Below are 22,430 nucleotides of genomic sequence, written 5' to 3'. Positions count from 1 at the left end.
CCATAAAATGTACTATATTTTTGTACTGCATTGTAGAAAAGTATTGTTAATTCTCAAATTCGTCTTCTTTTAACGCCCGTTTAACAGGACTTTTTCAACAATTCGGCTCAGACGATCAGCCAGCAGGAGACACCCTTTTACTCTTATCGAATTACGGATGAACATACCCCTAAAAAAACTCCTGCTGAGCAGCCTTATCGCCTTCATCAGCATGGCCCAGGTGCTGGGTCAGAATCAGGCCACGGAAAGCAAAGAAGCGACATACACGCGGGTCGTCAACGAGCGGTCAGCTAAGATTGTCGCTACGTTAGGCATCACCGATTCGAAGGCATCAGCACGGGTTCAGGAGGCTATTGCGCAACAATATCGGGGGTTAAACACCATTCACGACAGTCGGAAAGAAGCGCTGGTAAATCTGACGGATGCCGCCCAAAAAGAGACTATTACTAAGGAGGCTGACGAGAAGCTGACAACCTTACATAAAGCGTACCTGACTACGCTCGCCCGCGACTTAAATCCGCAGCAGATTGAACAGGTAAAAGATGGCATGACCTATGGCGTATTGCCCATTACGTATAAAGGGTATCAGGCCATGCTACCCGATTTAACCAGTGAACAGAAACAACAAATACTAACCTATTTAACGGAAGCGCGCGAACGGGCAATGGATGAGGGATCGTCGGAGAAAAAGCACGCAATGTTCGGCAAGTACAAAGGCCGTATCAATAACTACCTCTCTGCCGCTGGTATCGATATGAAAAAGGCGAGTAAAGAACGGGAAGAACGGATCGCCAAAGAAAAAGAGGCTACAAAATCCGGTAAATAGTCTTGACAGCTACTGAACGAATTAACTCTTATAAATCAACCATTGCCTTAATCACACACGCATGATAACGACTTTACAAACACAAAAACTTCTCACCAGAACGATAAAGCTGGTCTGCGCGCTGATTCTAAGCGGGCTTGCGGAGGAGGTCTGTTACGCCGAAAAGGAAACCCGCTTCTCCACAGCCACTGCTCCGCAGAAAGCGCCCTTGGAAAATATTTCCGGAACGGTTAAGGATGACAAGGGTCAGGTCGTACCGGGCGTGAACGTCTTAATTAAAGGCACCAAAACCGGAACGGTTACGGATATCCAAGGTACGTTTCGACTTAATTTACCCAAAGGCAATGAGACATTGATTTTCAGCTACATCGGCTTCAAAACGCAGGAGATTCCAGTAAATGGCCGTACGTCTCTGGTCGTCCAGATGGAAGAAGATGCGGCTGCATTAAGTGAGGTAGTGGTTGTAGGATATGGCGTTCAGAAGAAGGCCAGCCTCACGGGTGCGGTTGCTACGGTTGATATGAAAGCCGTCCAGGACTTACCCGTCAATAGTCTATCGGCGGCCCTGGTGGGGCAAATGCCGGGCGTAGGCGTTTCGGGTGGTACGAGCCGCCCCGGCGAAAATGCGCAGATCACCATTCGGAACCCGGTCGTACTGGCCAAAGATGGCGGTACGTTACGTCCCCTCTACGTAATCGACAACGTAGTGCGGTCGGAAGATGATTTCAACGCGCTGGACGTATCGGAGGTGGATGCGATTTCGGTGCTGAAAGATGCGGCCGCTGCTATTTACGGAGCCCGGTCAAACCAGGGCGTTGTGGTGGTTTCGACCAAACGCGGAAAAGCGGGTACGCCTAAATTCAGCTATAGCGGATCAACCGGTATTTCGGATGCTACGTTGCCGAAAATGATGAACGGCTATGAGCAGGCTACGTATCTGAATGACATGAACATTGCAGCCGGTAAACCACTCACCGATCCGGTTATTTATTCGCCTGACGAGCTGGCCTATTTCAAAAACAACAATACTGACTGGCTGCGGCAGGCCTGGAAGCCTTCGTCCGTTGTGCGTCATGCCTTAAACGTGAGTGGTGGCAACGACAGGGCTACCTATTTCGCAGGGGCGTCGTACAATGCGCAGGACGCTAACTTCGACAACATCAATTCGAGCAAATGGACGTTTCGGGCCAGCACCGACATGCAGGTAACCAAAAACCTGAAAGCAGCATTGTCATTGAGTGGCGACATCTCCAACAAGAAGATGTATTACCTGAAACAGGGTGGCGAAAACGCCGAGAACGACATGAAAAGTTTGCTGTATACGTCCCAGTTTAATCCGCCTTACGTCAACGGCCTTCCGGTTCTGCTGGCAACTGGTGGTACGAATGACTTTAATGCGTTCCATTTCTTCGAGATTCAGAACTCCAACAACTACACCCAGACTCGCGGCAGTGGTCTGAACGTAACGGCCAATCTGGATTATTCGATTCCGTTTATCAAAGGTCTGAAAGCCCGCGTTCTTTACAGCCGCACGTTCGACAACACGTTCGGGAAACAATACGGTACATGGTATAATACGTATAGCTTCTCGATGCTGGGCGACCACAAACACATTTACGGGGGTGATGTTCTGAAAATTGTTCCGCTGAACAATGGCGACCGGGTACGGATCAACCCAATGTATACCGATACGTATCAGTTTAACGGCTATCTGAACTACGACAATCAGTTTGGCAAGCACCAGGTATCAGCCATTGCTTTCTTCGAGCAGGCCGAAGTCCATTCCGATCAGGTAGCGGCTATGGCCGAAGGTGTAATCATTGGCGGTCTGGATAACATGCGCTACGCTACGGGTACGCAGTCGGCCTCCGAAACGGAAACGGAAGCGGGTTTTCTGTCGTATGCCGGACGGATCAACTACAACTACGCTAACAAATACTTGTTCGAAACGGCTGTTCGGTACGACGCGTCGACCAAGTTTGCGCCGGAATATCGCTGGGGTCTGTTCCCGTCGTTCTCGGCAGGCTGGGTGATTTCCGAAGAGCCTTTCTTCCGCAACAGCGTTCGCTGGGTCGACTTTCTGAAGCTGCGCGGTTCGTTAGGGTTTATGGGTGGCGACGCGACAAAGGCGTATAACTGGCTGACCAGTTATTCAATCCAGACTGGCAAAGGCGCCGTGTTTGGTGGTAACGCAAACCGGCCGCTGGTGGTAACGCCCAACAACGCAATGGCCAACCGGGGAGCTCGCTGGGACAACAACACGAAATACAACATCGGCCTGGATGCACAGTTCCTGAAAAACCGCCTGTCGGTTACGGTAGATGCATTCTACGATCATCGCTATAACATGTTGACCGCCCTGACTTCATCGGTTCCGCTGATCGTTGGTGCTACGTTGCCATCCGAAAACTACGCGACTGTCGACGGCTTCGGAACAGAACTTTCGTTCGGCTGGAGCGACAAGATCACCAGCGACTGGTCGTATAAAGTCAATACGTTCCTGACCTGGAGCGACAATAAGCAAATTAAGGTTGATGTTGAACGAGGTAAGATGGGTACGTACGAAGATCCGCTTGGCAACTCGTCGGATATGGGCTTCCAGGGCTACAAATACCTGGGCATGTTCCGGACGCAGCAGGACGTAGACAGCTATCTGGAAAAGAATCCGGGCTATACCCTCTTCGGCGCGGCACCGAAACCCGGTATGCTTTATTACGAAGACATTCGGGGACCTAAAGATGCAACGGGTCAGTACACCGCACCGGACGGCAAAATCACCGATGCCGACATGCAGTTCCTGACTCGCAAAGCCAGTAACCACTACGGGTTCGGCTTCAACTTCAGCACGACTTACAAGAATTTCTCACTGGCGGCTGTTATCAGTGGTTCGTTCGGCGGACAGGATGCCGTAGAAGGAACGGCGCGTTCACAAGCTACGGCCACGTCGAATCGCCCCGCCTTCTGGGCTGATCACTGGACACCAGAAAACCCAAATGCTACGTATCCGAGCCCTTATTACAAGGATACGTACACGGTTAGCTCTGACTACTGGTTCAGAAGCTCAACCCAGGTTTCCGTACGCAACGTCAATCTTTCGTACGGCCTTCCATCCCGTTTAACCAGCAAACTGGGCATGAGCAATGTTCGGGTGTATATGGTCGCTACGAACCCGCTTAACCTCTATAACCCGTACGATTACAAATCGTATTCAGGCACTTACGATGCTTATCCGGTACTACGTTCCTTCTCTCTGGGCTTAAACCTTGGTTTATAAACCTCCAACCGATCCAATGAAACTATCCCATAAATTTTTGGCTGCCTTCTGTTCGTCGCTTGCGTTGACGGGTTGTATGAAGGTTCTCGACAAAACCGATCTAAGTTCAACCAGCGGGGCGCTGATCTTCAATGATTCGACGCTTACGCAGATGAACCTCGATTATATCTACGACCAGAATCTGCCCGCCGGTATTCCAACCTTAGGACCAGGCACGCCGAGCGTTACCAGCCTGACGGACGAATCGTACGGCGAAAGCAAACTGCTGGAAGGAACGCTGCTGGTTAACGAGGTGGGCGATTTCGGTACGAAGCTTGATGCCGCCAACAACTACGGTAAGATTCGCGTCATCAACATGTTCCTGAGTGATGTTAACGGAGGGTCCCTGCCTCGGCTTACGAAAAACAAGCTCCGGGCGCAGGCGCAGTTTTTCCGGGCCTGGCGCTATTTCGATCTGGTACGTCTGTATGGCGGGGTTCCGATGGTGCTGACACCGCTGGCAGCGGTGGGCGTTGAAGCCCGTGACCAGGCATTTTTGCCTCGTAATACCACCTCCGAAAGTTTCGCCCTGATTGTGAAAGATCTGGATTCGACCATCGCTTCGGTGCCCGGCAAATGGGCTTCGACAAACGACTGGGGACGTATCACAAAAGGTTCAGCAGCCGCCTTTAAAGGTCGTGTTCTGCTCACGGCTGCCAGTCCGCAGTTCAACCCCACGGACGATGTAACTAAATGGCAGGCGTCGTACGATGCCAACAAACAGGCGTATGATCTGCTGACAGCCAATGGGTATGGTCTGAACAGTTCGTTCGATCAGTTGTGGTTCCAGGAAGTCAATAACCCGGAAGCTGTACTCATAACAGGCTATAACACATCGTCGGCCGATCAGGCCCGGAAAAACAATGGCTACGACAACGCCACTCGTCCATCGTATACGGGCACAAGCGGAGGCTCCAACCAACCCTCGTGGGAAATGGTGAAAGCGTTCCCGATGCTGGACGGCAAGAAGCCCGGCGAATCGACTAAATACACGTATACTGATCAGTCGTTCTACAAAAACCGTGATCCCCGCTTCGATAAAACCATTGCCTACAATGGAGCAACCTGGCCAATGAATGGCAATAACACTTATAAGTTGTGGACGTATTTTGCGGGCGGCAAAACCGTAGAGCCTAAAGCCACCAATACGGGTTTTTATGCCCGTAAAGCCGTTAATCCAGCACCGGCAATCAGCGAAGTACAGTATTCAGGTACCGACTGGATCGAGATTCGCTTTGCCGAAGTGCTGTTAAACCTGGCCGAAAGCGCCGTAGGGGTTAACAAGTTGGATGAAGCGTATACGCAGCTGAAAGCTGTCCGTAAACGGGCTGGTATTGAAGCGGGAACGGACAATATGTATGGGCTGAAAGCCAACATGACCCGTGCCGAACTGTTTAGTGCAATCCTGTATGAGCGTCAAATCGAATTTGCGTTTGAAGGGAAACGGTTCTGGGATCTGCGTCGCTGGAAGCTAATCGAAAAAACGCTGAACGGCACCAAACGGACGGGCGTAACGATCAACCTGAAAACAACGGGCGTACCGGCTGATTTCGCAACGACCCGCGATAACGTTAGTCTGGATAAAGCCTATACGGATTACTTTACGGTTACGTTCAAGCAGTTGGATACAAAGTATTCCATCAATTGGAAGCCAGAGTATTACTTTTTTGCCATTCCTCAACAGGCCATTGATAACAATCCCAAACTGATTCAGAACACGACCTGGGGTGGCGCTTTTGATCCATTGAACTAATGAATAGTGAATAGGTTGGTAGTATTTCTTAAACTTACCGAAAGTTTTATCTGGGCGGCTTATCAGGTACCACAGGTTTTAATCCGTTTCTAGAGCTAATTCAAAAACGGGTTAAAACCTGTGGTACCTAAGCGGCTCGGAGTCTTTCGGTAAGTTTTTTAAATTTTATGCCATGAACACCTTAGTCTGTACGACGCCCGGCCAATTCGATTATCAGCAAGGCGTTAAACCAACACCCGCTCCTGGTCGGGCTATTATTAAAATTAAACGGATCGGTATCTGTGGAACGGACCTGCATGCGTTCGAAGGTACCCAACCCTTCTTTAACTATCCCCGGATTCTGGGTCATGAACTGGCTGGCGAACTAGTGGAAGCCGACGGAGCCCCTGACTTTTCGCCGGGTGAAATTGTTACGTTCATCCCTTACTTCAACTGTGGTACATGTATTGCCTGCCGGTCGGGCAAACCAAACTGCTGTGCGCACCTACAGGTCAGTGGCGTACACATCGACGGCGGTATGGTTGAATATCTATCGGTTCCTTCCTACTCGCTGGTGCATGGAGACGGCCTTGGCGTTGATGCGCTGGCGCTGGTAGAACCACTGGCCATTGGCGCCCACGGTGTGCGAAGGGCCGCCGTTCAACCCGGCGAATTTGTGCTAGTCGTTGGCGCGGGGCCGATTGGTCTGGGTATTATGGAGTTTGCCCGCATTGCTGGCGGCAACGTCATTGCGATGGACATCAACGAGTCCCGGCTGGCTTTCTGTCAGGATAAATTGAAGGTTCCGTATACGGTCAATGCCCTTTCTCCCGACGTAGCGGAGCAACTTCGGACGATTACCAACGGCGACATGCCCACGGTCGTGATCGACGCGACGGGAAGTCAGAAAGCCATTAACAGCAGCTTTCAGTTCATGGCGCACGGTGCCCGCTACGTACTGGTTGGTCTTCAGAAAGGCGACGTCTGCGTCAGTCATCCTGAATTTCACAAGCGCGAGGGTACGCTCATGAGTAGCCGGAACGCGACCCGCCAGGATTTCGAGCATGTGATTTCAAGTATGAAACAAGGGCTGGTTGACCCAACAACCTACATCACCCATCGTGTTGCGTTCGGGCAGGTGCGCGATACGTTTGCAAGCTGGCTCGACCCCGCCAATGGGGTTATCAAAGCCATAGTGGAGCTTAACTAACATTGGATCCTCTAAATAGCTGAGGTTTAGATACACAAACAGCCCCGATTTGTATCGGGGCTGTTTGTGTTCAGTAGTGTTGTTTTTGCTTCGTTGGCAGGTATTCATTACCTGCGGCTATTGGAGCGTGATCGTACGTCGGGGTTGCACGACAGCTTGATTAGACAGGTTTAACTGCTTGCGGATACTGCCTTCACTCGACTTCACTTCCAGTTCGTATTCCCCATTTGCCAGTTCGCTAACATCCAGTTTCACCGCATACTTGGCGTCTTTTCGGGAAATGTTTTGATGGAACAGGACTTGATTATCTTTGTTACGCAACAAAACAACAACCGGTACGTCGGACGTCTTCTCGACAGCCAGCCGGACTTGATTGTTGACAGTAACATACGCGCTGGCATCAAAAGACAATCCTTTTGGATTGGTTGGGTTAATTGGGTTAATCAGTGTAGAAGCGCTTAACAGGATCGAGGCAGCTACTTTGCTCATTAGTGGTAACATGATTGTGTAGTGTTTAGTGGTTGAAATTTGTTGCTTACTTGGTTGACCTACTTAATCCAAAGTCTGTGCCAATCAAATTATCCACTGATTATCAACCACTTGTACCACGTGCCAGTTAATACCATTGTCCGTAACTGGACAAATCCTGTTCACTTGCGGACAAAATTGAGGGAAAGTAAAATCTATTTCCAAATAAGAGCCAGGATTGAGGGAAGGTTGGTAAGAGAGCTCAAATCAGCTACGATTAGCTTACGTCTTGCCTCTCTATAAGCGTTTGACATCAGCATCCGATCGTCCCACTGGGTCATGTTCAAATCCGTAGTTCATGCTTTGCTGTAATCGAAAACACATAGATTTAGTGATCGTATCGAAAAGATAAGCCCCACGCTGCGGGCACAGGCGGGGCGGGTGGCTATTCGGTTTCTAAACCCTTGGGTATAGCAACCTGAATTTTACACCGCTCAAAATGATCTTTCGCACGCTTCAGGCTTAAGAATAACTCGCCTTCCAGTTTATTAAGACCATTATAAAGGGTATAGATATGCTTTGCTTTTCCCTTCTCCTTCGTACTGACAATCGACTTAATCTTATCCTTCGCTAACGTATAATCGGTTGTGGTATAGTAAACTACATCGCCGACAAAAATTTCGAACATATTGGGCAGAAAACAGGGAAGGCTTCTAGCTGATTTTCTATAATAAAAACAATACGCTACGTCTATTAATTCGCTCCCTACGACTATTTAGCAGCTATTTATAGATAATAAAATTGTACTCTATCCAGAACAGTCCATCAAGCAAGACGGCCCGACAAGCGCCGGGCCGTAGCATTAGAAAACAGATTAATAGCTTTTCTGTTAAACAGAGGCTTACTTATCCGTGAAAGAAATCCTTCATTTTGTCGAAGAAGCCTTTCTCGTTTTTGTTGGGCTTAGGCTGGAAGTTGGGCGAGTTGCGTAACTTCTCCAGCATCGAACGCTCTTCAGCTGAAAGCGTCTTGGGTGTCCAGACGTTAACGTGAACAATTTCGTCACCCCGACCATAGCCGTTTAATTCCTTAATGCCCTTTCCTTTAAGTCGTAGCATTTTTCCACTTTGCGTACCCGGATCGAGCGTGATACGGGCTTTGCCGTCAATGGTGGGCACTTCAACACTAGTGCCAATGGCTGCGTCGATAAAGCTAACGTACAAGTCAAACACTACGTTATTGCCATCGCGTTTAAGGTCGGCATCTTCCTCTTCTTCAATCACGATAAGCAAATCGCCTGCAACACCACCGCGTGGGGGTACGTTTCCTTTGCTACCAACCGACAACTGAATGCCTTCTGCTACGCCAGCCGGAATTTTGATTGGGATAACATCCTCCTGCAATACGCGGCCTTCACCAAAACAAGCGTCGCAACGGTCAGTTACAATCTTTCCTTCGCCATTACAGGTGGGACAGGTGCTGGTCGATACCATCTGACCAAGCATCGTGTTCACCACTTTGCGGGTTTGTCCCGTTCCCTGACAGGTTGAGCAGGTTTGTACAGCCGTTCCATTTTTGGAACCGTTACCGCCACAGGTCGTGCACGTTACGTGCCGCTTTACCTTGATTTTTTTCTCAACACCGTTGGCGACTTCCTGCAAATTCAGTTTCAGTTTGATCCGCAGATCAGAACCACGCCGAACACGCTGACGGCCACCGCCACCCTGAGCGCCCCGGAAGAAGCTGCCGAACGGTGAATCGTCGCCAAAAACGTCGCCAAACTGACTAAAAATATCTTCCATCGATGGCCCACCAGCTCCGTAACCACCGGCTGCCCCGCTCATACCAGCATGACCAAACTGATCATAGCGGGCTTTCTTCTGCGGGTCATTCAGGACGTCATAAGCCTCAGCCGCTTCCTTGAATTTCTCTTCGGCAGTGGGGTCATCGGGGTTTTTATCGGGGTGGAACTTGATCGCCATCTTCCGATAAGCTTTCTTCAAATCCTCCGATGAGACGTTCTTGTCAACGCCCAAAATTTCGTAATAATCGCGCTTCGTGGCCATATCTTCTTAGTAAAGCGTGTAGAATGAAAACCAGGCCGCCGGAGCGGTGAAGAATACAGTCGACGATCGTCAATTATTCTTCACGTTTCATTCTACACGCTTTACTGCTTTAGCTTCCTACTATAACTTTTGCAAACCGAATGACTTTGTCATTCAAATAGTATCCTTTCTCGATTTCGTCGATGACTTTGCCTTTCAGATCGTCGCTTGGAGCAGGGAACTGCGTAACGGACTCGTGCAGGTCGGCGTTAAATGGCTCACCCTTCGACGCCATTGGCTTCAGCCCTTTGCTTTCCAACGTCTTGAAAAGCTTGTTGTAAATCAGCGAAACGCCTTCTTTTACAGCTGCTACGTCGTCTGTTTTATCAATGGACTGCATAGCCCGCTCGAAATCGTCGACAACAGGGATCAATGCCTGCAATACGCCTTCGTTCGCATTGCTGATCAAATCGAGTTTTTCTTTCGCTGTACGTCGGCGAAAATTTTCAAAATCAGCGTATAAACGGAGATATTTATCTTTCAGTTCAGCTAATTCACTGCCGATCTTGTTGCGGTCCGGCGATCCGGTCTCTGCCACGAAACCTTCTGCAGAATTTCCTTCTGTAGTGTCTTCGGGCTCCCCGCCGTTGATCGTTACGGCCTCATCGCGGTCCGACGGTTCGGTGGTCAGGTTGTCAGGTTGTTGGGTATTGGCAGACGCCTGCTCGTCTAAAGTGTCTTTATTTTCCATTACTGAGTTTCTATTTCGCTTCCAGAAATTCATAGACAAAGATGGACAAAAGCGCGGCCAAAACCGCATTTCCTGACAAGTTGGCACATTTGTTAGCTTATATCTAACTGATACCCTAACCAGGATTTACGTGATTTGAAAGATTTATAGGATTTAAAAAGATCACAAAATCGTTCTGTAACTCGGATGGTCGACCACCCACGTTACAGTAAATTCTCTATGCACGCACCCGCTCAACACTATACGCAGCTCGTCAAGACCAAAGCGAAGGAATTGGGATTTGATTTCTGTGGCGTAGCGAAAGCGGATTTTCTGGAAGAGGAGGCCCCTCGGCTGGAAACCTGGCTGAAGAACGGCATGCATGGTCAGATGAATTATATGGCCAATCACTTCGATAAGCGACTCGACCCTCGGCTGCTGGTCGATGATGCAAAGTCGGTGATAACGGTACTCCTGAATTATTACCCCGAGCAAAAGCTTCCCGAAGCCGACGACGATTATAAACTGTCGAAATACGCGTACGGAACCGATTATCACTTCGTCATCAAAGACAAACTCAAAGACCTGCTGTCCTACATCCATCAGGAAGTTGGCGAAGTAGGTGGGCGGGCGTTTGTCGATTCAGCACCGGTTATGGATAAAGCCTGGGCTAAACGTGCGGGACTGGGTTGGGTAGGTAAGCACACGAACCTAATCAACCGCGAGATTGGCTCGTTCTTTTTCATCGGCGAGCTCATTCTTGATCTTGAGCTGGAACCTGACGGCCCCATCACCGATTATTGCGGCACCTGCACCCGTTGCATCGACGCTTGCCCCACCGACGCCATTGTCGGGCCTTACGTAGTGGATGGAAGCAAGTGCATTTCGTACTTCACGATTGAATTAAAAGAAGCGATTCCGGAGGACGTTCAGGGCAAGTTTGATAACTGGATATTCGGCTGCGATATTTGTCAGGATGTTTGTCCCTGGAACCGCTTCGCCCGACCGCATCAAACCCCTGCCTTCGATCCTCATCCGGATTTAGCAACCTTTACAAAAGGCGATTGGGAGGAGATTACCGAAGATGTTTTTCGGGAAATTTTTCGCCGGTCCGCCGTAAAGCGAACAAAGCTGGAAGGTCTGAAACGGAACGTAGCGTTTAATCAGCCGACTTCCGATCGGTTATAAAATGCGTTCACTACATTTCCGACCTGCCAAACTTCCTCGAACGTATTGTATAAAGGCGTTGGGGCCAGTCGAATGCAGTCGGGTTCGCGCCAGTCGCCAATGACGCCCTGTTCGATTAGATAGCTAAATAATTCCTTACCCTTCTTGCGAACCAGTAACGACAATTGGCAACCGCGCTGGTTTGGATCGTCGGGCGTGAGGATCTGAATGTCATCGAACGGGGTCAGTACGTATTCCAGAAACCCGGTAAGGCGCTCACTTTTCTGTCGTAAAGCAGGCATACCCGCTTCGGCGGTAATGGTAATAGCGGCTCGGTGCAACGCCAGAGCCAGAATATTTGGCGTACTGACCTGCCAGCCATCAGCACCGGGCTCGGGCAGAAAACCGGGAGTCATCTCAAACCGCCTATCTTCCCGATAGCCCCACCATCCGGCCAGACGAGGCAAATTCTGGTCATAGTGTTTTTGATGGACAAACACGCCTGACACAGCGCCGGGACCACCGTTAAGGTATTTATACGAACACCACGTAGCAAAATCGACGCCCCAGTCGTGCAGACGTAACGGTACGTTGCCAATGGCATGGGCCAGATCAAAGCCGACCGGAATACAATGTCGCTGGGCCGTTTCGGCAATGGAGGCCATGTTGTAGACCTGCCCCGTGTAGTAGTTCAGTCCACTCAGCCAGATCACGGCCAGCGAATCGGCATGTTCGGCAATCGCTTTCTGAATATCCGTTGTGTGAATCAGGCCCGGCGTGGATTCGCTGTCGCCAGTATGTGGGGCAATTTCAATCAACGTATCGGCAGGCTTCAAACCATGATGCTTCACGTGCGTTTCCAGCGCGTACTGATCCGACGGAAAATCGCCTTTGATGGTTAGAATTTTGTACTTTTTTTCAGTAGGCCGATAAAAAGAAGCCAGTAACAGATGCAAATTGACCGTCAGCGCATTCATCGGGCAGACTTCCGACGGCTCCCCTCCTACCAGTTGCGACAAAGCGTCTTTACACGTATTGTGATAACCAAGCCAGGGTTGACCTCCACTTTCTGGCTGCGGATCGTCTGTCCGATCAAACCAGCCTTCTACCCCCAGATTTTGCCACGTAGTCAGCTCCTGGTCCAGGGCCGCCCGTGCTGCTTTGGGTTGCAGCCCCAATGAATTACCGCAGAGGTACGTTAAAGGCTTGCCATTACGTTGGGGGATGTGAAATCGGTCACGGAAATGCCGTAACGGGTCTTCCTGATCAAGTTTCTGAGCAAATGTGCGTGCGTTCTCGAAGTTCATACAAGCAACAACAAAAAACGAGAGAAGTTGTCTATCAAGATTAACAATCTGTTTTTTTTCAACAAGCGGACCATTCCCTCACAAGTAGGCCACTTAATAAATCTATGAAAACCATACTTACGTAGATAAGTAGTTATCTCAAAAAACTCAATTGTTATATGAAAAACGTTCACCCAAAACAAGATTTCCGTCCATTATCCTTAGCGGCTTTTGGACAAAAAGCAAAATCCATTTCCAATCCTGTTCGACTTGGACTACTGTTACTTATAGTACTAGGTTTGGCCCTACCTTCTTGCCAGGATCACTTAGCTCCACAACCCGGACAAGTCATTCAGGACAATGGACCTAAGCCCAGCTGGGGCCCTACGATCACCCCTCAGATGCTGGCGGTGATTAACAAACTGGGTCAGCTGGCACCCGTACCCATCGAGAACGTTACGCCTGACCAGGCCCGTAAGACCCCTTCGTTCAAGGATGCGGTGAATGCATTGCTCGACGAAAGAGGCATCTCCCGGCCAACAGCCAACGTAACAATTACCGAGCGGACAGTACCCGGCTACGGTGGTGTTCCATTACGGGCTAAAGTGTATACCCCTAAAAGTGGCTCGGGTCCATTCCCTGTCATTGTGTATTTCCACGGGGGCGGTTGGGTAATTGCCAGTGCGGACGTCTATGAATATTCAACGCTGGCGCTGGCCGAAGAAACTGGGGCTGTCGTTATATCCGTCGATTATCGACTGGCTCCTGAGAATAAGTTTCCAACAGCACACAGGGATGCGTTTGCTTCCTACAAATGGATCTCGAATAACCTGTCTCAATTCAACGGAAATGGTAAAATAGCCGTTGCGGGTGAGAGTGCCGGTGGTAATATGGCCGTCAATGTCAGTATTATGGCCCGCGATAGTAACCTGACGAACAAACCGCTTCACATTTTATCGGTGTTCCCCGTAGCTAATAACAATCTGTATACGTATTCATACAATGCTTATGCCAATGCGAAACCGCTGAGCCGGCCCGGGGTGATGTTTTTCACAAAAAACTACTTCAATTCAGATGCTGACGGTGATAGCCCCTTAATTTCGCTGGTTGACGTAGCAAACCTGAGCAACCTGCCTCCGGTAACCATTATCGGTGCAGAAATCGACCCACTGCAAACCGACGGTATGGACTTGCGGGATAAGCTGATTCAGGTAGGTAACAAAGACGTCCGGTATGAGCTTTACAAAGGCGTAACGCACGAGTTCTTCGGTATGTATTCGATCGTTCCGGAAGCACAGCAGGCACAGGCTTTGGCGGCAACCCGTCTCAAAGCGGCCTTTCAGTAATATTATTCATTGTCGTCTACAACAAAGAACCCGACACTACCAGATGTCGGGTTCTTTGTTGTTTATAAGAGTTGTACGCTAACTACTGAAAGGGATTTATAATAGCGTCGCTTGCGGTTGATACGGAAGCGGTTCCAGCGACTCTTGAATCCATTTACGAGTTGGCCAAAGAAGACGTATTAATCCAGGAATGGCCACGAACGAAGTAAGCTTTAAAAAGTATGTTATCTCACCATTTTCCAAAGGGTTGTCGGAATAAATTACCCCTAGTATGCCACCAAACCAGCCAAACAAAAGCAAAACACAGATGATCATGATGCCAGCTTGTAGGGGTAGGTTGACAATATTCAGGGTAGTATACATAGAAATCATAGTTCGGGTAAAAAATTGCCACATCAAATATGCCACCGGATAGCCTGCCAGAACAAACACCCACCAGGGCGAAATATGCAATCCACGAACCATATTGCCAATATCACCTCCAGGGGTAAACGTACGAATGGGAACGTAATCATATAAATTGCCCAGATTCATCAGGTGGAACCAAAAAACAAAATAATACAAAAAGGGGCGTTGTATTACCAGAGGGTCTTTTAAGAGTAAACTGCCCAGCACAAACATTAGTACCGTCCCAATGCCAGGGCCAGCAAATGCACATAAGGCAGCCTGAACGTCATGCCCCTGGGCGAACATTCGGCTGTAGTTTACATTCTCATCAATGTTCCAAAGCAGTAACAGGTTTTTCCAACTGGTTCCACCATAATCCAGGGCGAATGGATTTTCCATTTCTCCTAGTGACCAGGCGGTTATTGAGTGCGCGTATTCATGCGGAAAAACTGCTACATAATGGCTTAACCAGATGAAGAGGGGCGTAATGATGATAAACATGGTGGGTGAAACCGTTTGCCTGTTCATAGTCATAAAAAAATAGGTCAAGTTGCCAGACACAAGACTACCCAGGCATGTGACGCTACGTCCTCTAGGCCACAAGCATTGGTAATCAACATGGGTGTGTTAAAACTGTCCTTTGCAGCCGCTTTGGTAGTCCTTAGCCGCCAGACTTCCAGGAAGCATGATTCACCTGGTCATATCACTTTTCGATCAGCTGGCAATAAACAGCGTTGGGGGAAAATATAGGGCGTACCAGGGTCTTTAAGCCAATCGATGAGTTTCACGATGCCGACCACATTTAAAAACAAACCCAGGGGGATACCGATCAGATAATCGGTTAAGGTAACCAAGTGATGCTGGTTAATGATCGTAAAAAAATAATAACTGACGGGTACAAACAACAACCAGCTCGTGGCCATGCCCGCATTATAAAACGTTCTGCCTTTACCATTGAAGATGAACGTATGAGCCACTGTATTACCCAGGGAGACTAAGATCGTGGCAATCCCTAACCAGATCGCTTTTTCGGCCAACCAGGCCGCCAGGAAATACGATCCCCACCCAATGAGTACATTCACATACAGGGAGGTATTGGTATTCAACGGATAGCGATCTGGCATTGAGCTTTGATACATGATTTTGTTGACCATCCCCGGAAACGTGCCTACTAATCGATACTCCTCCAATTGATGCGCAAACAGACTCAGTAAACTAAGCCACATAATAACTTGATACGTCGTCAGGTGATCAAACTCTTTATAGACCCAAAGACCAATGAGTAAGCCAAGGCCAGCGCCTACATCAAACCAGTGCTTCCGTAAAAAATCCATTTGAGGATATAGTTTATTGATTGATTCTGTTGTGAAATCTGATGTATGCTGGCGCTTTGGGTGTGATTAAAATAGTATAAAACCATTACGGCCAATCCGTCAGAGCTGTTGACTATAGGGCTCCTTATTCGAGTTAACGACCATACAGGCCGTTATCAGCCGATTAAGCGTCGGTCAATGGCTTTTTAAGGCCCTTTCAATACTTACTACTGGAAGTATTCCAGCCGGTCGGCATCGACGTTGTTAAGTAGCTGCTGATCGCCCCCACCCGATAGCGTCCCGCTCACCGTCAGCCCCCCGGTAGTGCCTCCAGGACTTAAATCGCCCATCAGTCCTACGCTCAGCCGTCCCCCCGCCGGAACAACCTCACTCGTGGTCAGCGTGTAGTAGCCCCCCGCTGGCCCACTCAGTTGCCAGATACGGTTGTCGACCGACCGGTTACCCACGCTAGTGGCCCCAACGGGCAGCGCCAGTGAAAGCCGGGTATCCTGGGTAATTTTCACTATAATCGGTCCCGAGCTGGCAATCCCGGCTACCTCTACTACGTCTACCACTACCGTGACGGGCGTGGTACCGTAAAGGGCCGTGGGTCGGGCGTAGAGCAGCGGAATCAGGTCGGGTGTCGTTAACTGACTAACGCTGGTGGAGGCCACCGCCGAGCACCCGTTGGTACCCGTCACCTTGACGTAATACAGGCCCGATGCGATAACGGTAGCAGTGGGGCCATTCCCAAGCTGGGTAGCCCCTGGTCCGAATTCATAGGAGCCGCCCCCTGAGGCTGTCAGGGTGACGCTGGGCGTGGCGGGGCTTAAACTGCCACTGGCTGCTAAACTCGCCATCGGTAGGGCCAACACGTCAAGATTGAAATCCGTGGAGTTAACGCTTACTCCATCAGCCGTGGTGATGGTCACATAATAGCTGTTTTTATCGCTTATCTGTACATTCGTTAAGGTAAGGGTAGGGCTGGTTTGGCCGCTGAGTGGATTTCCACCGGAGGTATACCACTGATAGGTTAAGGACGGATTGGTAGCGGTAGCGCTAACCTGGGCCGTGACCGTTGCGCCGGGGCAGACTCCTGTGCCGGCCGCGGGCTGGCTGAGGATCACCGCCGGGTAACTATACTTCCTGACGAGATCGTGTTGCGGGTCAGTCACAAAGAGATTGCCTGAGTCATCGATATACATGCCCCCGGGTACCAGGTCCGCCAGCCCATTGCCGCCAGCAACAGTGATGCCCTCCGTGGCCGAGGTCGAGTTGGGGGGAAATTTCAGAACCCGGTAGTGTCCCTGGTCAGCCACATAGAGATTGCCTGCCCGATCCATTTCCAAATCACAGGGACCAATTACCTGATTGGCGTCAACAACGGTGATGCCCATGGTGGCCGAGGTCGAATTAGGGGGAAACTTCAGGACGCGGTCATTAAAATAATCAGCTACATAGAAATTACCCATGTCATCCACGGCCACCTTACCGAAGGGAGTATTGAATTGATTAGCAGCCGAGCCTTGCCCATTGCCGCCAGCAACGGTGATGCCCTCCGTGGCCGAGGTCGAGTTGGGGGGAAATTTCCGGATGCGCGCGTTTCCTGAGTCGGTCACATAGATATTGCCCGCCCCATCCACTACCACACCATTTGGCTGATTAAATGGACCGTCATATAAGGGGTGGTCTCCAAGGCCGCCGGCAACGATGGTGCCCTCCGTGGCCGAGGTAAAATTAGGGGGGAATTTCACGACGCGTTGTAATCCTTCCTCAAGCACATAGATATTGCCCGCCCCATCTATCGCCAAAGAAGACGGGGCAATTAGAGCATAACCATGGGCGTCAACAACGGTGATGCCCTCCGTGGCCGAGGTCGAGTTGGGGGGAAATTTCTGGACGCGGAAGTTTTGGTAATCGGCCACATAGATATTGCCCGCCCCATCCACCACCACACCAAGTGGAAAATTCAATTGATTGGCGGCCGCACCCGTACCGTTACCACCGGCTACAACGGTGCTCTTCTGAGCCAGGGCCAGACTACTGAGTAAAAGTCCCAGCATCAACCCTAGCCCAAGCGAGCGGATGATTAACATTTCAGCTTTGGTACTACTAAGTTGAGACATCGACTGATGAGTTGAGAGATAAGATGGAAAGGGACCCGAAATAGCTCACGCGCCCCTGATTCAGGCATTTCCCTAAGCGACAACGGATGGACAAGTAAGCGCTCCGAGCCAAACGGCCTATTCATGAATTCACCCCGGCAGGTTTGCTGCCGTTCCGGACCATCGACTGGTAGCCGCTGGTCCGGGAGAGTCGTTTAAACAAACCGTATTAGCTAATAAGTTGAATGCTGAGCCTGTGATGGGCACGGTCAACTACCTATCCTGGTTGAAGCCCAACCTGACCTCCTATAATTGGCCACTGACTGCACCAGCCAGAGATGTCGAAGCGCCGTTACCATGCAGTGAACGTAATGGAGCTTTGACATCTCTGGCTGGTATTATTTTTTAATTAACATAGGGAAATTCCCACCTGTGTAATCATAGTTATAGGTTGACTCATCAAAAGCAAGGCTTCCCATGCATTGTGCTACCTCTGGTTTTGCCAAATCGAAGTATCCAAAAAATTGCGTTTTGGTTGTATTGAATTGTTTAAAAACGTAGTCGCGAGGGAATAAACCCGTCAATGGTTTTGTTTTATCATTCGGGTCCGGGTTGATAAATTGACCTGGGGTATAGTCTGTAAATAATTCTTTTGCCGCATCCTCCGAAAGATATTTACCATCGAAATCAATCAGCCAGTATTCCATAGAATAGCCTTCAAAGAAGCCTTCACGATAATAGCCTCGTAGATACCCACCTGCGTACGGCTGATCACTATAAAATCTATTCATTGCCCAACTATGAACACAACCGCCCTGCTGTCCTAAATCATAAGGTGTTACATTCCCCCAGTGATAGTAATTTATGTTGCCAGCTTTCATTATCATCACATTCCAGATATGTTTTCTGAATTGATTGTATGCAGCGGTCCGTAGCGCTACGTAATCAGTACCCTGCTTTTCGGATGGGAATGCTGAATCCGCCAAATGCTTGAGGGTGTATTTTTGGCCATTAAACTCAAGATCCCCGGGCCACGCGTCCCGCAAGTTCTTGTAATTGTCTGTTTCGTCTGCCAGTGTAAGCAACTTATCCGAAATAGCTATTTGCATGGCGAGGTGCCCTAACTCAAATTCAGCAAATTGAGCTTCTAAATTTGATGGTCTATCAAATGACGTAAACTGCCTGACGATCGCAGACACAATGGCAAGTTCAGGACCAACAAGAAGGAATTTAGTACCAGTTATTGCTCCCGCTGCTTCGAACATCCCAAGCGCTATGGCCGTTAAGATGTTTATGATGAAGTCTTTCCATTGCGTTGGCTTTTGGCCTGAGTTTAACAGGTGAAATACAATTTCTTCATATTTACCCGTTTCGCTGTATACATCCGATAACCAGGCATCCATATGCAGTAAATTTTGTGCCGCACTTCTCAGCTCCGCTTCTGTTAGGGGGGTTGCGCTCCCCAGGCCACCACCTGGCTCTGGAAACACATGGTCAGTACAGCTGGTCAACAGCGAGGGCATCATAACGGCACCGGTCGCCCCAATGGCGGCATTGCGTAGCCAGTTTCGTCGGCTTAGTTTGTTTAGTGTGTTTTGTGATTGCATGGTAATCGTTGTTCGATGTAGGTTGTTAAAAAGTAAATTCGTCTGGCAAGGCTCGTATCCGTTTCACGCTACGTCCTCTTGATTATGGGGAGCATCGTCTGTGATCGACAAAACGAAGGCGTCAATCCGGTGTGAAATTTTACCGGATTGGTTAGGTGATGCCTGGCGGATGATTCGTTCTTCGTTAGGGTTTGCCGGGATAGCCCAGAGCGGATCGGGCGGCATAAGCTGCGTCGTAGAGCGCATTGATGCATTTGCCAAATGAAATCTCACCGTCTTTTCCTTCAGTTAAATCCCATAAGGGTAGATACGCCACCACCGACACATCCGTCAGCGGATCATAGGCAATCACGGCGATGTTGCCGATACGCGCGCCATTTTTTTCATACCCCAGATTGGCCCGGAAGGAGCCGCCTAAATCGTCCAGCTGCATGCGCTTTACCGTTTCGGGCATCAACACATTCTGGCCTTTCATCAGCGAGCGGATGTAGGTGTGCAGATCAGCCATGGTCCCGTAGCCGTTGCCTTCGCCAACCTGCGCACTCATGTTGTAATCACCGTATCGTTTCTGTACGTTACCCGGCAGCAATTCAAGCCCTTCTACCCGAGGGATCGGTAAGACGGTATCATCGGCTCGACCGGGAAAATGAATGCTAAGCAGCGGCACCGTGGCCGTGGCCCCGACGATATAGTCCCGCATGTAGTCCTGGTAGGTTTTTTCGCTACCACTTTTGATCGAATATACCCGCGCGATAATCTTGCCCAGTATGGAATAGCCTGTGTTGCTGTAATGATAGGCGGTGCCGGGTGCGAAATAGGAAAGTTTATGAACGATCAGCTGACGTACCATTTCCTCCGTGGTGAACTGGTGAGTCGGATCAGCCAGTTGGGTATACTCGGTATAGGATTGTCTGTTGTAGCCTGGCACCGAATCATTATCCACGTCAAAAACGCCCGCCCGATGTTGCAGAAGTTGCTCAATAGTAATCTGATTTTTATATGGGAAATCCCAGTCCGATGTGTTGGGCACATATGGCGTTTGCGTACCCGGAATCAGGTCGGTGATTTTCGCTTTATAATTGACCCATCCGTCTTCGTGCATGTTCAGCATGGCGGTGGCCGTGAAATGCTTGGTGATGCTGGCGAACCGGAAATGGTCTGTTTCGCGAACAGGCGATTGACCGCCGGGCACCGACGAGGCAAACACTCTGGTGTTGGGCGTCTGAATCAGCACATTCAGTGAAGGTACCGGGTGACGCAGACTGTCTTCCAGACCTAGACGAATTTTGTCAACGGCTTGCTGCACCGTTAACTGAGAGCCCAGTAGTGGAGGATGATCGTGGATCACGGACGAGCAGCCGAACAGAAAAGGGGTTAGTGATCCGATCAGGCCAGCCCGTCTTAGGAGTTGGCTGCTGTTGACAAGGGTCGAACGCAGCGATTGAGCAATCACCCTATTTTGTTGGGTAAAAGAGAAGGTTTTCACAGTATAATTGAAGTATATGGTGTATAATAAACAGTGCAACAGCAGGTTATAGGCTCAGCACGCATTAACGGTTTATAAGCTGGCTAGCCGCCAGAGCTGTTTTTTGCATACCAAAAGCCAATTTCAAAAAGTCCTCTCTGGATGATTCCGGGGTAGTATTGATTTTGAAAATAGTAGCCACCGCCAGAACGGTCGTTTTGGTTACCGGGTTGTAGCGCAGTGTAGAGATGTAGCTTAGATGAGCCCCATCATGACCAAAGCCAATACCCTCATTATACGTAAGGCCTAATCCGTACACCCCGTGATCGGCATCCGCCACTTGCATTTCTTTCATTTTGGCTATATTCTCCAGCGAAATACCCGCCTGACCGGTCAGCAGCTTTTCGATCCAGGTTGATATGTCGGCTGGTGTTGAAACCACGTTTCCATCAGATACCAGGACCGACATATTATCATACGAGGTTTCCTGAGCCTTCTGACCAGGTACATAGAGATAGGATTTAAGATAGGGTTCTTTCATTCGTGTGTCTGTTCCCAGATAGACGCTGTAGGTGTTGGTGAGGCCTAACGGTTGAAAGAAGGTCTTGGTGATGTACTCACTATAGGACATCTTCGAAATCTGCTCAACAATTTTTGCCATCAAATGGTAACCTGTATTGGAGTAGTGAAACTCAACACCCGGAGCGGAATTGGACAATTTGTTGCGAGCAGCCACGCCGATCATTTCATTGAGGGTAAAGGTATGGGTGGGCTGGTTGAGGTCTTCCATAACGTAACTGAAGTAGCGCTTACCCGCGTAAGGTTGATTAACGGTTGTCGGAATATCCTGATTCGTTACGTCAAAGACACCCCCCCGATGCTGGAGCAATTGCCGGATGGTAATCTGGTTTTTGTAGGGTACATCGAAGTCCGGCGAATCGGGCAGATACGTCGAAATCGGCACATCGAGCGAAATAAGACCTTCCTGATACAGGCGCATGATGGAAGCCGCCGTGAAGGTCTTGGTTATACTGGCGATGCGAAAATGAGAATTCTCCTGCACGGCGGGGTCGATGTTGCTGGAAACCAGATACGAACCGGCTGGATTGGCCACCCGGATTAAAACGCCCCCTTTGTCGACGCCCCATTCCGCTTTCATCTGCCGATAAACGCTATCGGCGAGTTGCTGGAGTTGAGTTCGGGGCTCAAGCGGTGTCAGGTGGTCCCTGAGTAGGCAGGCTTGCAGCGTAAAGCCGACCAGCGGTAAGGCAAAAACTTGAATAGTAAAAGAGGAAAGTTTCATTGTCGAATTAACGTAACAGAGATAAGTTCTTCGAAGCCTGCCGCCCAGGTAACCTATCAGAAAGCGCACTAATCTGATCGCAGATAATACAGAGGCTTTAGGAGAAAATATGTCTTTGGTGGAGGAA

The 22,430-nt window shown here is 49.6% G+C and carries 18 protein-coding genes; 6 read left to right on the top strand and 12 right to left on the bottom strand.

Going from position 1 to position 22,430, the window contains the following annotated elements; all coding sequences use genetic code 11:
* Positions 1-157: 157 nt before the first annotated feature.
* From IC230_RS22735 to IC230_RS22720, 4 genes are all read left to right on the top strand, one after another.
* The gene (locus tag IC230_RS22735; RefSeq protein WP_191041357.1) at positions 158-826 is read left to right on the top strand and encodes a DUF3826 domain-containing protein; all 669 of its coding nucleotides are present in this window, start codon (positions 158-160) and stop codon (positions 824-826) included.
* Positions 827-887: 61 nt separating this feature from the next.
* Positions 888-4,100, top strand: coding sequence for a SusC/RagA family TonB-linked outer membrane protein (locus IC230_RS22730; RefSeq protein ID WP_191041356.1), 3,213 nt, complete (start codon positions 888-890; stop codon positions 4,098-4,100).
* Between the two features lie 16 nt (positions 4,101-4,116).
* Positions 4,117-5,892, top strand: a complete 1,776-nt coding sequence (locus IC230_RS22725; RefSeq protein ID WP_191041355.1) for a RagB/SusD family nutrient uptake outer membrane protein — start codon at positions 4,117-4,119, stop codon at positions 5,890-5,892.
* Between the two features lie 172 nt (positions 5,893-6,064).
* Complete coding sequence (locus tag IC230_RS22720) at positions 6,065-7,081, top strand: zinc-binding alcohol dehydrogenase family protein (protein WP_191041354.1); 1,017 nt, start codon at positions 6,065-6,067, stop codon at positions 7,079-7,081.
* A gap of 117 nt (positions 7,082-7,198) precedes the next feature.
* Here IC230_RS22720 and IC230_RS22715 read toward each other — a convergent pair whose 3' ends face one another.
* From IC230_RS22715 to IC230_RS22700, 4 genes are all read right to left on the bottom strand, one after another.
* Positions 7,199-7,582, bottom strand: coding sequence for a hypothetical protein (locus IC230_RS22715; protein ID WP_223860782.1), 384 nt, complete (start codon positions 7,580-7,582; stop codon positions 7,199-7,201).
* A 412-nt stretch (positions 7,583-7,994) separates the two neighbouring features.
* Positions 7,995-8,237 (bottom strand): hypothetical protein, encoded by a 243-nt coding sequence (locus IC230_RS22710; protein ID WP_191041353.1) that lies wholly within the window; start codon positions 8,235-8,237, stop codon positions 7,995-7,997.
* Positions 8,238-8,454: 217 nt separating this feature from the next.
* A complete protein-coding gene (dnaJ, locus tag IC230_RS22705) occupies positions 8,455-9,615 on the bottom strand; it encodes a molecular chaperone DnaJ (RefSeq protein ID WP_191041352.1) in 1,161 nt (386 codons plus the stop codon).
* Positions 9,616-9,724: 109 nt separating this feature from the next.
* A complete protein-coding gene (locus IC230_RS22700) occupies positions 9,725-10,345 on the bottom strand; it encodes a nucleotide exchange factor GrpE (protein ID WP_191041351.1) in 621 nt (206 codons plus the stop codon).
* 219 nt (positions 10,346-10,564) lie between these two features.
* Here IC230_RS22700 and queG point away from each other — a divergent pair, with 219 nt between their 5' ends.
* Positions 10,565-11,512: a tRNA epoxyqueuosine(34) reductase QueG gene (queG, locus tag IC230_RS22695; protein WP_191041350.1), complete on the top strand. Its 948-nt coding sequence runs from the start codon at positions 10,565-10,567 to the stop codon at positions 11,510-11,512.
* Here the strand turns inward: queG and kynU are convergent.
* The gene (gene kynU, locus IC230_RS22690) at positions 11,488-12,798 is read right to left on the bottom strand and encodes a kynureninase (RefSeq protein ID WP_191041349.1); all 1,311 of its coding nucleotides are present in this window, start codon (positions 12,796-12,798) and stop codon (positions 11,488-11,490) included. The two genes, queG and kynU, sit on opposite strands and share 25 nt — an antisense overlap.
* Positions 12,799-12,956: 158 nt before the next feature.
* Here kynU and IC230_RS22685 point away from each other — a divergent pair, with 158 nt between their 5' ends.
* Positions 12,957-14,123, top strand: coding sequence for an alpha/beta hydrolase fold domain-containing protein (locus tag IC230_RS22685; protein WP_191041348.1), 1,167 nt, complete (start codon positions 12,957-12,959; stop codon positions 14,121-14,123).
* Between the two features lie 96 nt (positions 14,124-14,219).
* On the opposite strand, the gene IC230_RS22680 is transcribed toward IC230_RS22685, so the two are convergent.
* The 7 genes from IC230_RS22680 to IC230_RS22650 form a co-directional block, all read right to left on the bottom strand.
* A complete protein-coding gene (locus tag IC230_RS22680; protein ID WP_191041347.1) occupies positions 14,220-15,038 on the bottom strand; it encodes a hypothetical protein in 819 nt (272 codons plus the stop codon).
* 170 nt (positions 15,039-15,208) lie between these two features.
* Entirely contained in the window at positions 15,209-15,844 is a 636-nt protein-coding gene (locus IC230_RS22675) for an HXXEE domain-containing protein (RefSeq protein WP_191041346.1), read from the bottom strand.
* Between the two features lie 206 nt (positions 15,845-16,050).
* Positions 16,051-17,949, bottom strand: a complete 1,899-nt coding sequence (locus IC230_RS22670; protein WP_191041345.1) for an Ig-like domain-containing protein — start codon at positions 17,947-17,949, stop codon at positions 16,051-16,053.
* A 377-nt stretch (positions 17,950-18,326) separates the two neighbouring features.
* The gene (locus IC230_RS22665) at positions 18,327-19,535 is read right to left on the bottom strand and encodes a hypothetical protein (protein ID WP_191041344.1); all 1,209 of its coding nucleotides are present in this window, start codon (positions 19,533-19,535) and stop codon (positions 18,327-18,329) included.
* Positions 19,536-19,598: 63 nt separating this feature from the next.
* Positions 19,599-19,760, bottom strand: a complete 162-nt coding sequence (locus IC230_RS22660; protein WP_191041343.1) for a hypothetical protein — start codon at positions 19,758-19,760, stop codon at positions 19,599-19,601.
* Positions 19,720-21,021: a serine hydrolase domain-containing protein gene (locus IC230_RS22655; RefSeq protein ID WP_317171820.1), complete on the bottom strand. Its 1,302-nt coding sequence runs from the start codon at positions 21,019-21,021 to the stop codon at positions 19,720-19,722. The genes IC230_RS22660 and IC230_RS22655 overlap by 41 nt, the downstream gene beginning before the upstream one ends.
* 64 nt (positions 21,022-21,085) lie before the next feature.
* On the bottom strand, positions 21,086-22,303 hold the full coding sequence (locus IC230_RS22650; RefSeq protein WP_191041342.1) for a serine hydrolase domain-containing protein: 1,218 nt from the start codon (positions 22,301-22,303) through the stop codon (positions 21,086-21,088).
* Positions 22,304-22,430: the final 127 nt, after the last annotated feature.

The organism is Spirosoma validum (genome assembly GCF_014699035.1).
In the GTDB taxonomy this organism is placed as follows: domain Bacteria; phylum Bacteroidota; class Bacteroidia; order Cytophagales; family Spirosomataceae; genus Spirosoma; species Spirosoma validum.
The sequence above is the reverse complement of the archived record's forward strand: the minus strand, read 5'-3'. Positions and strand labels throughout refer to the sequence as shown.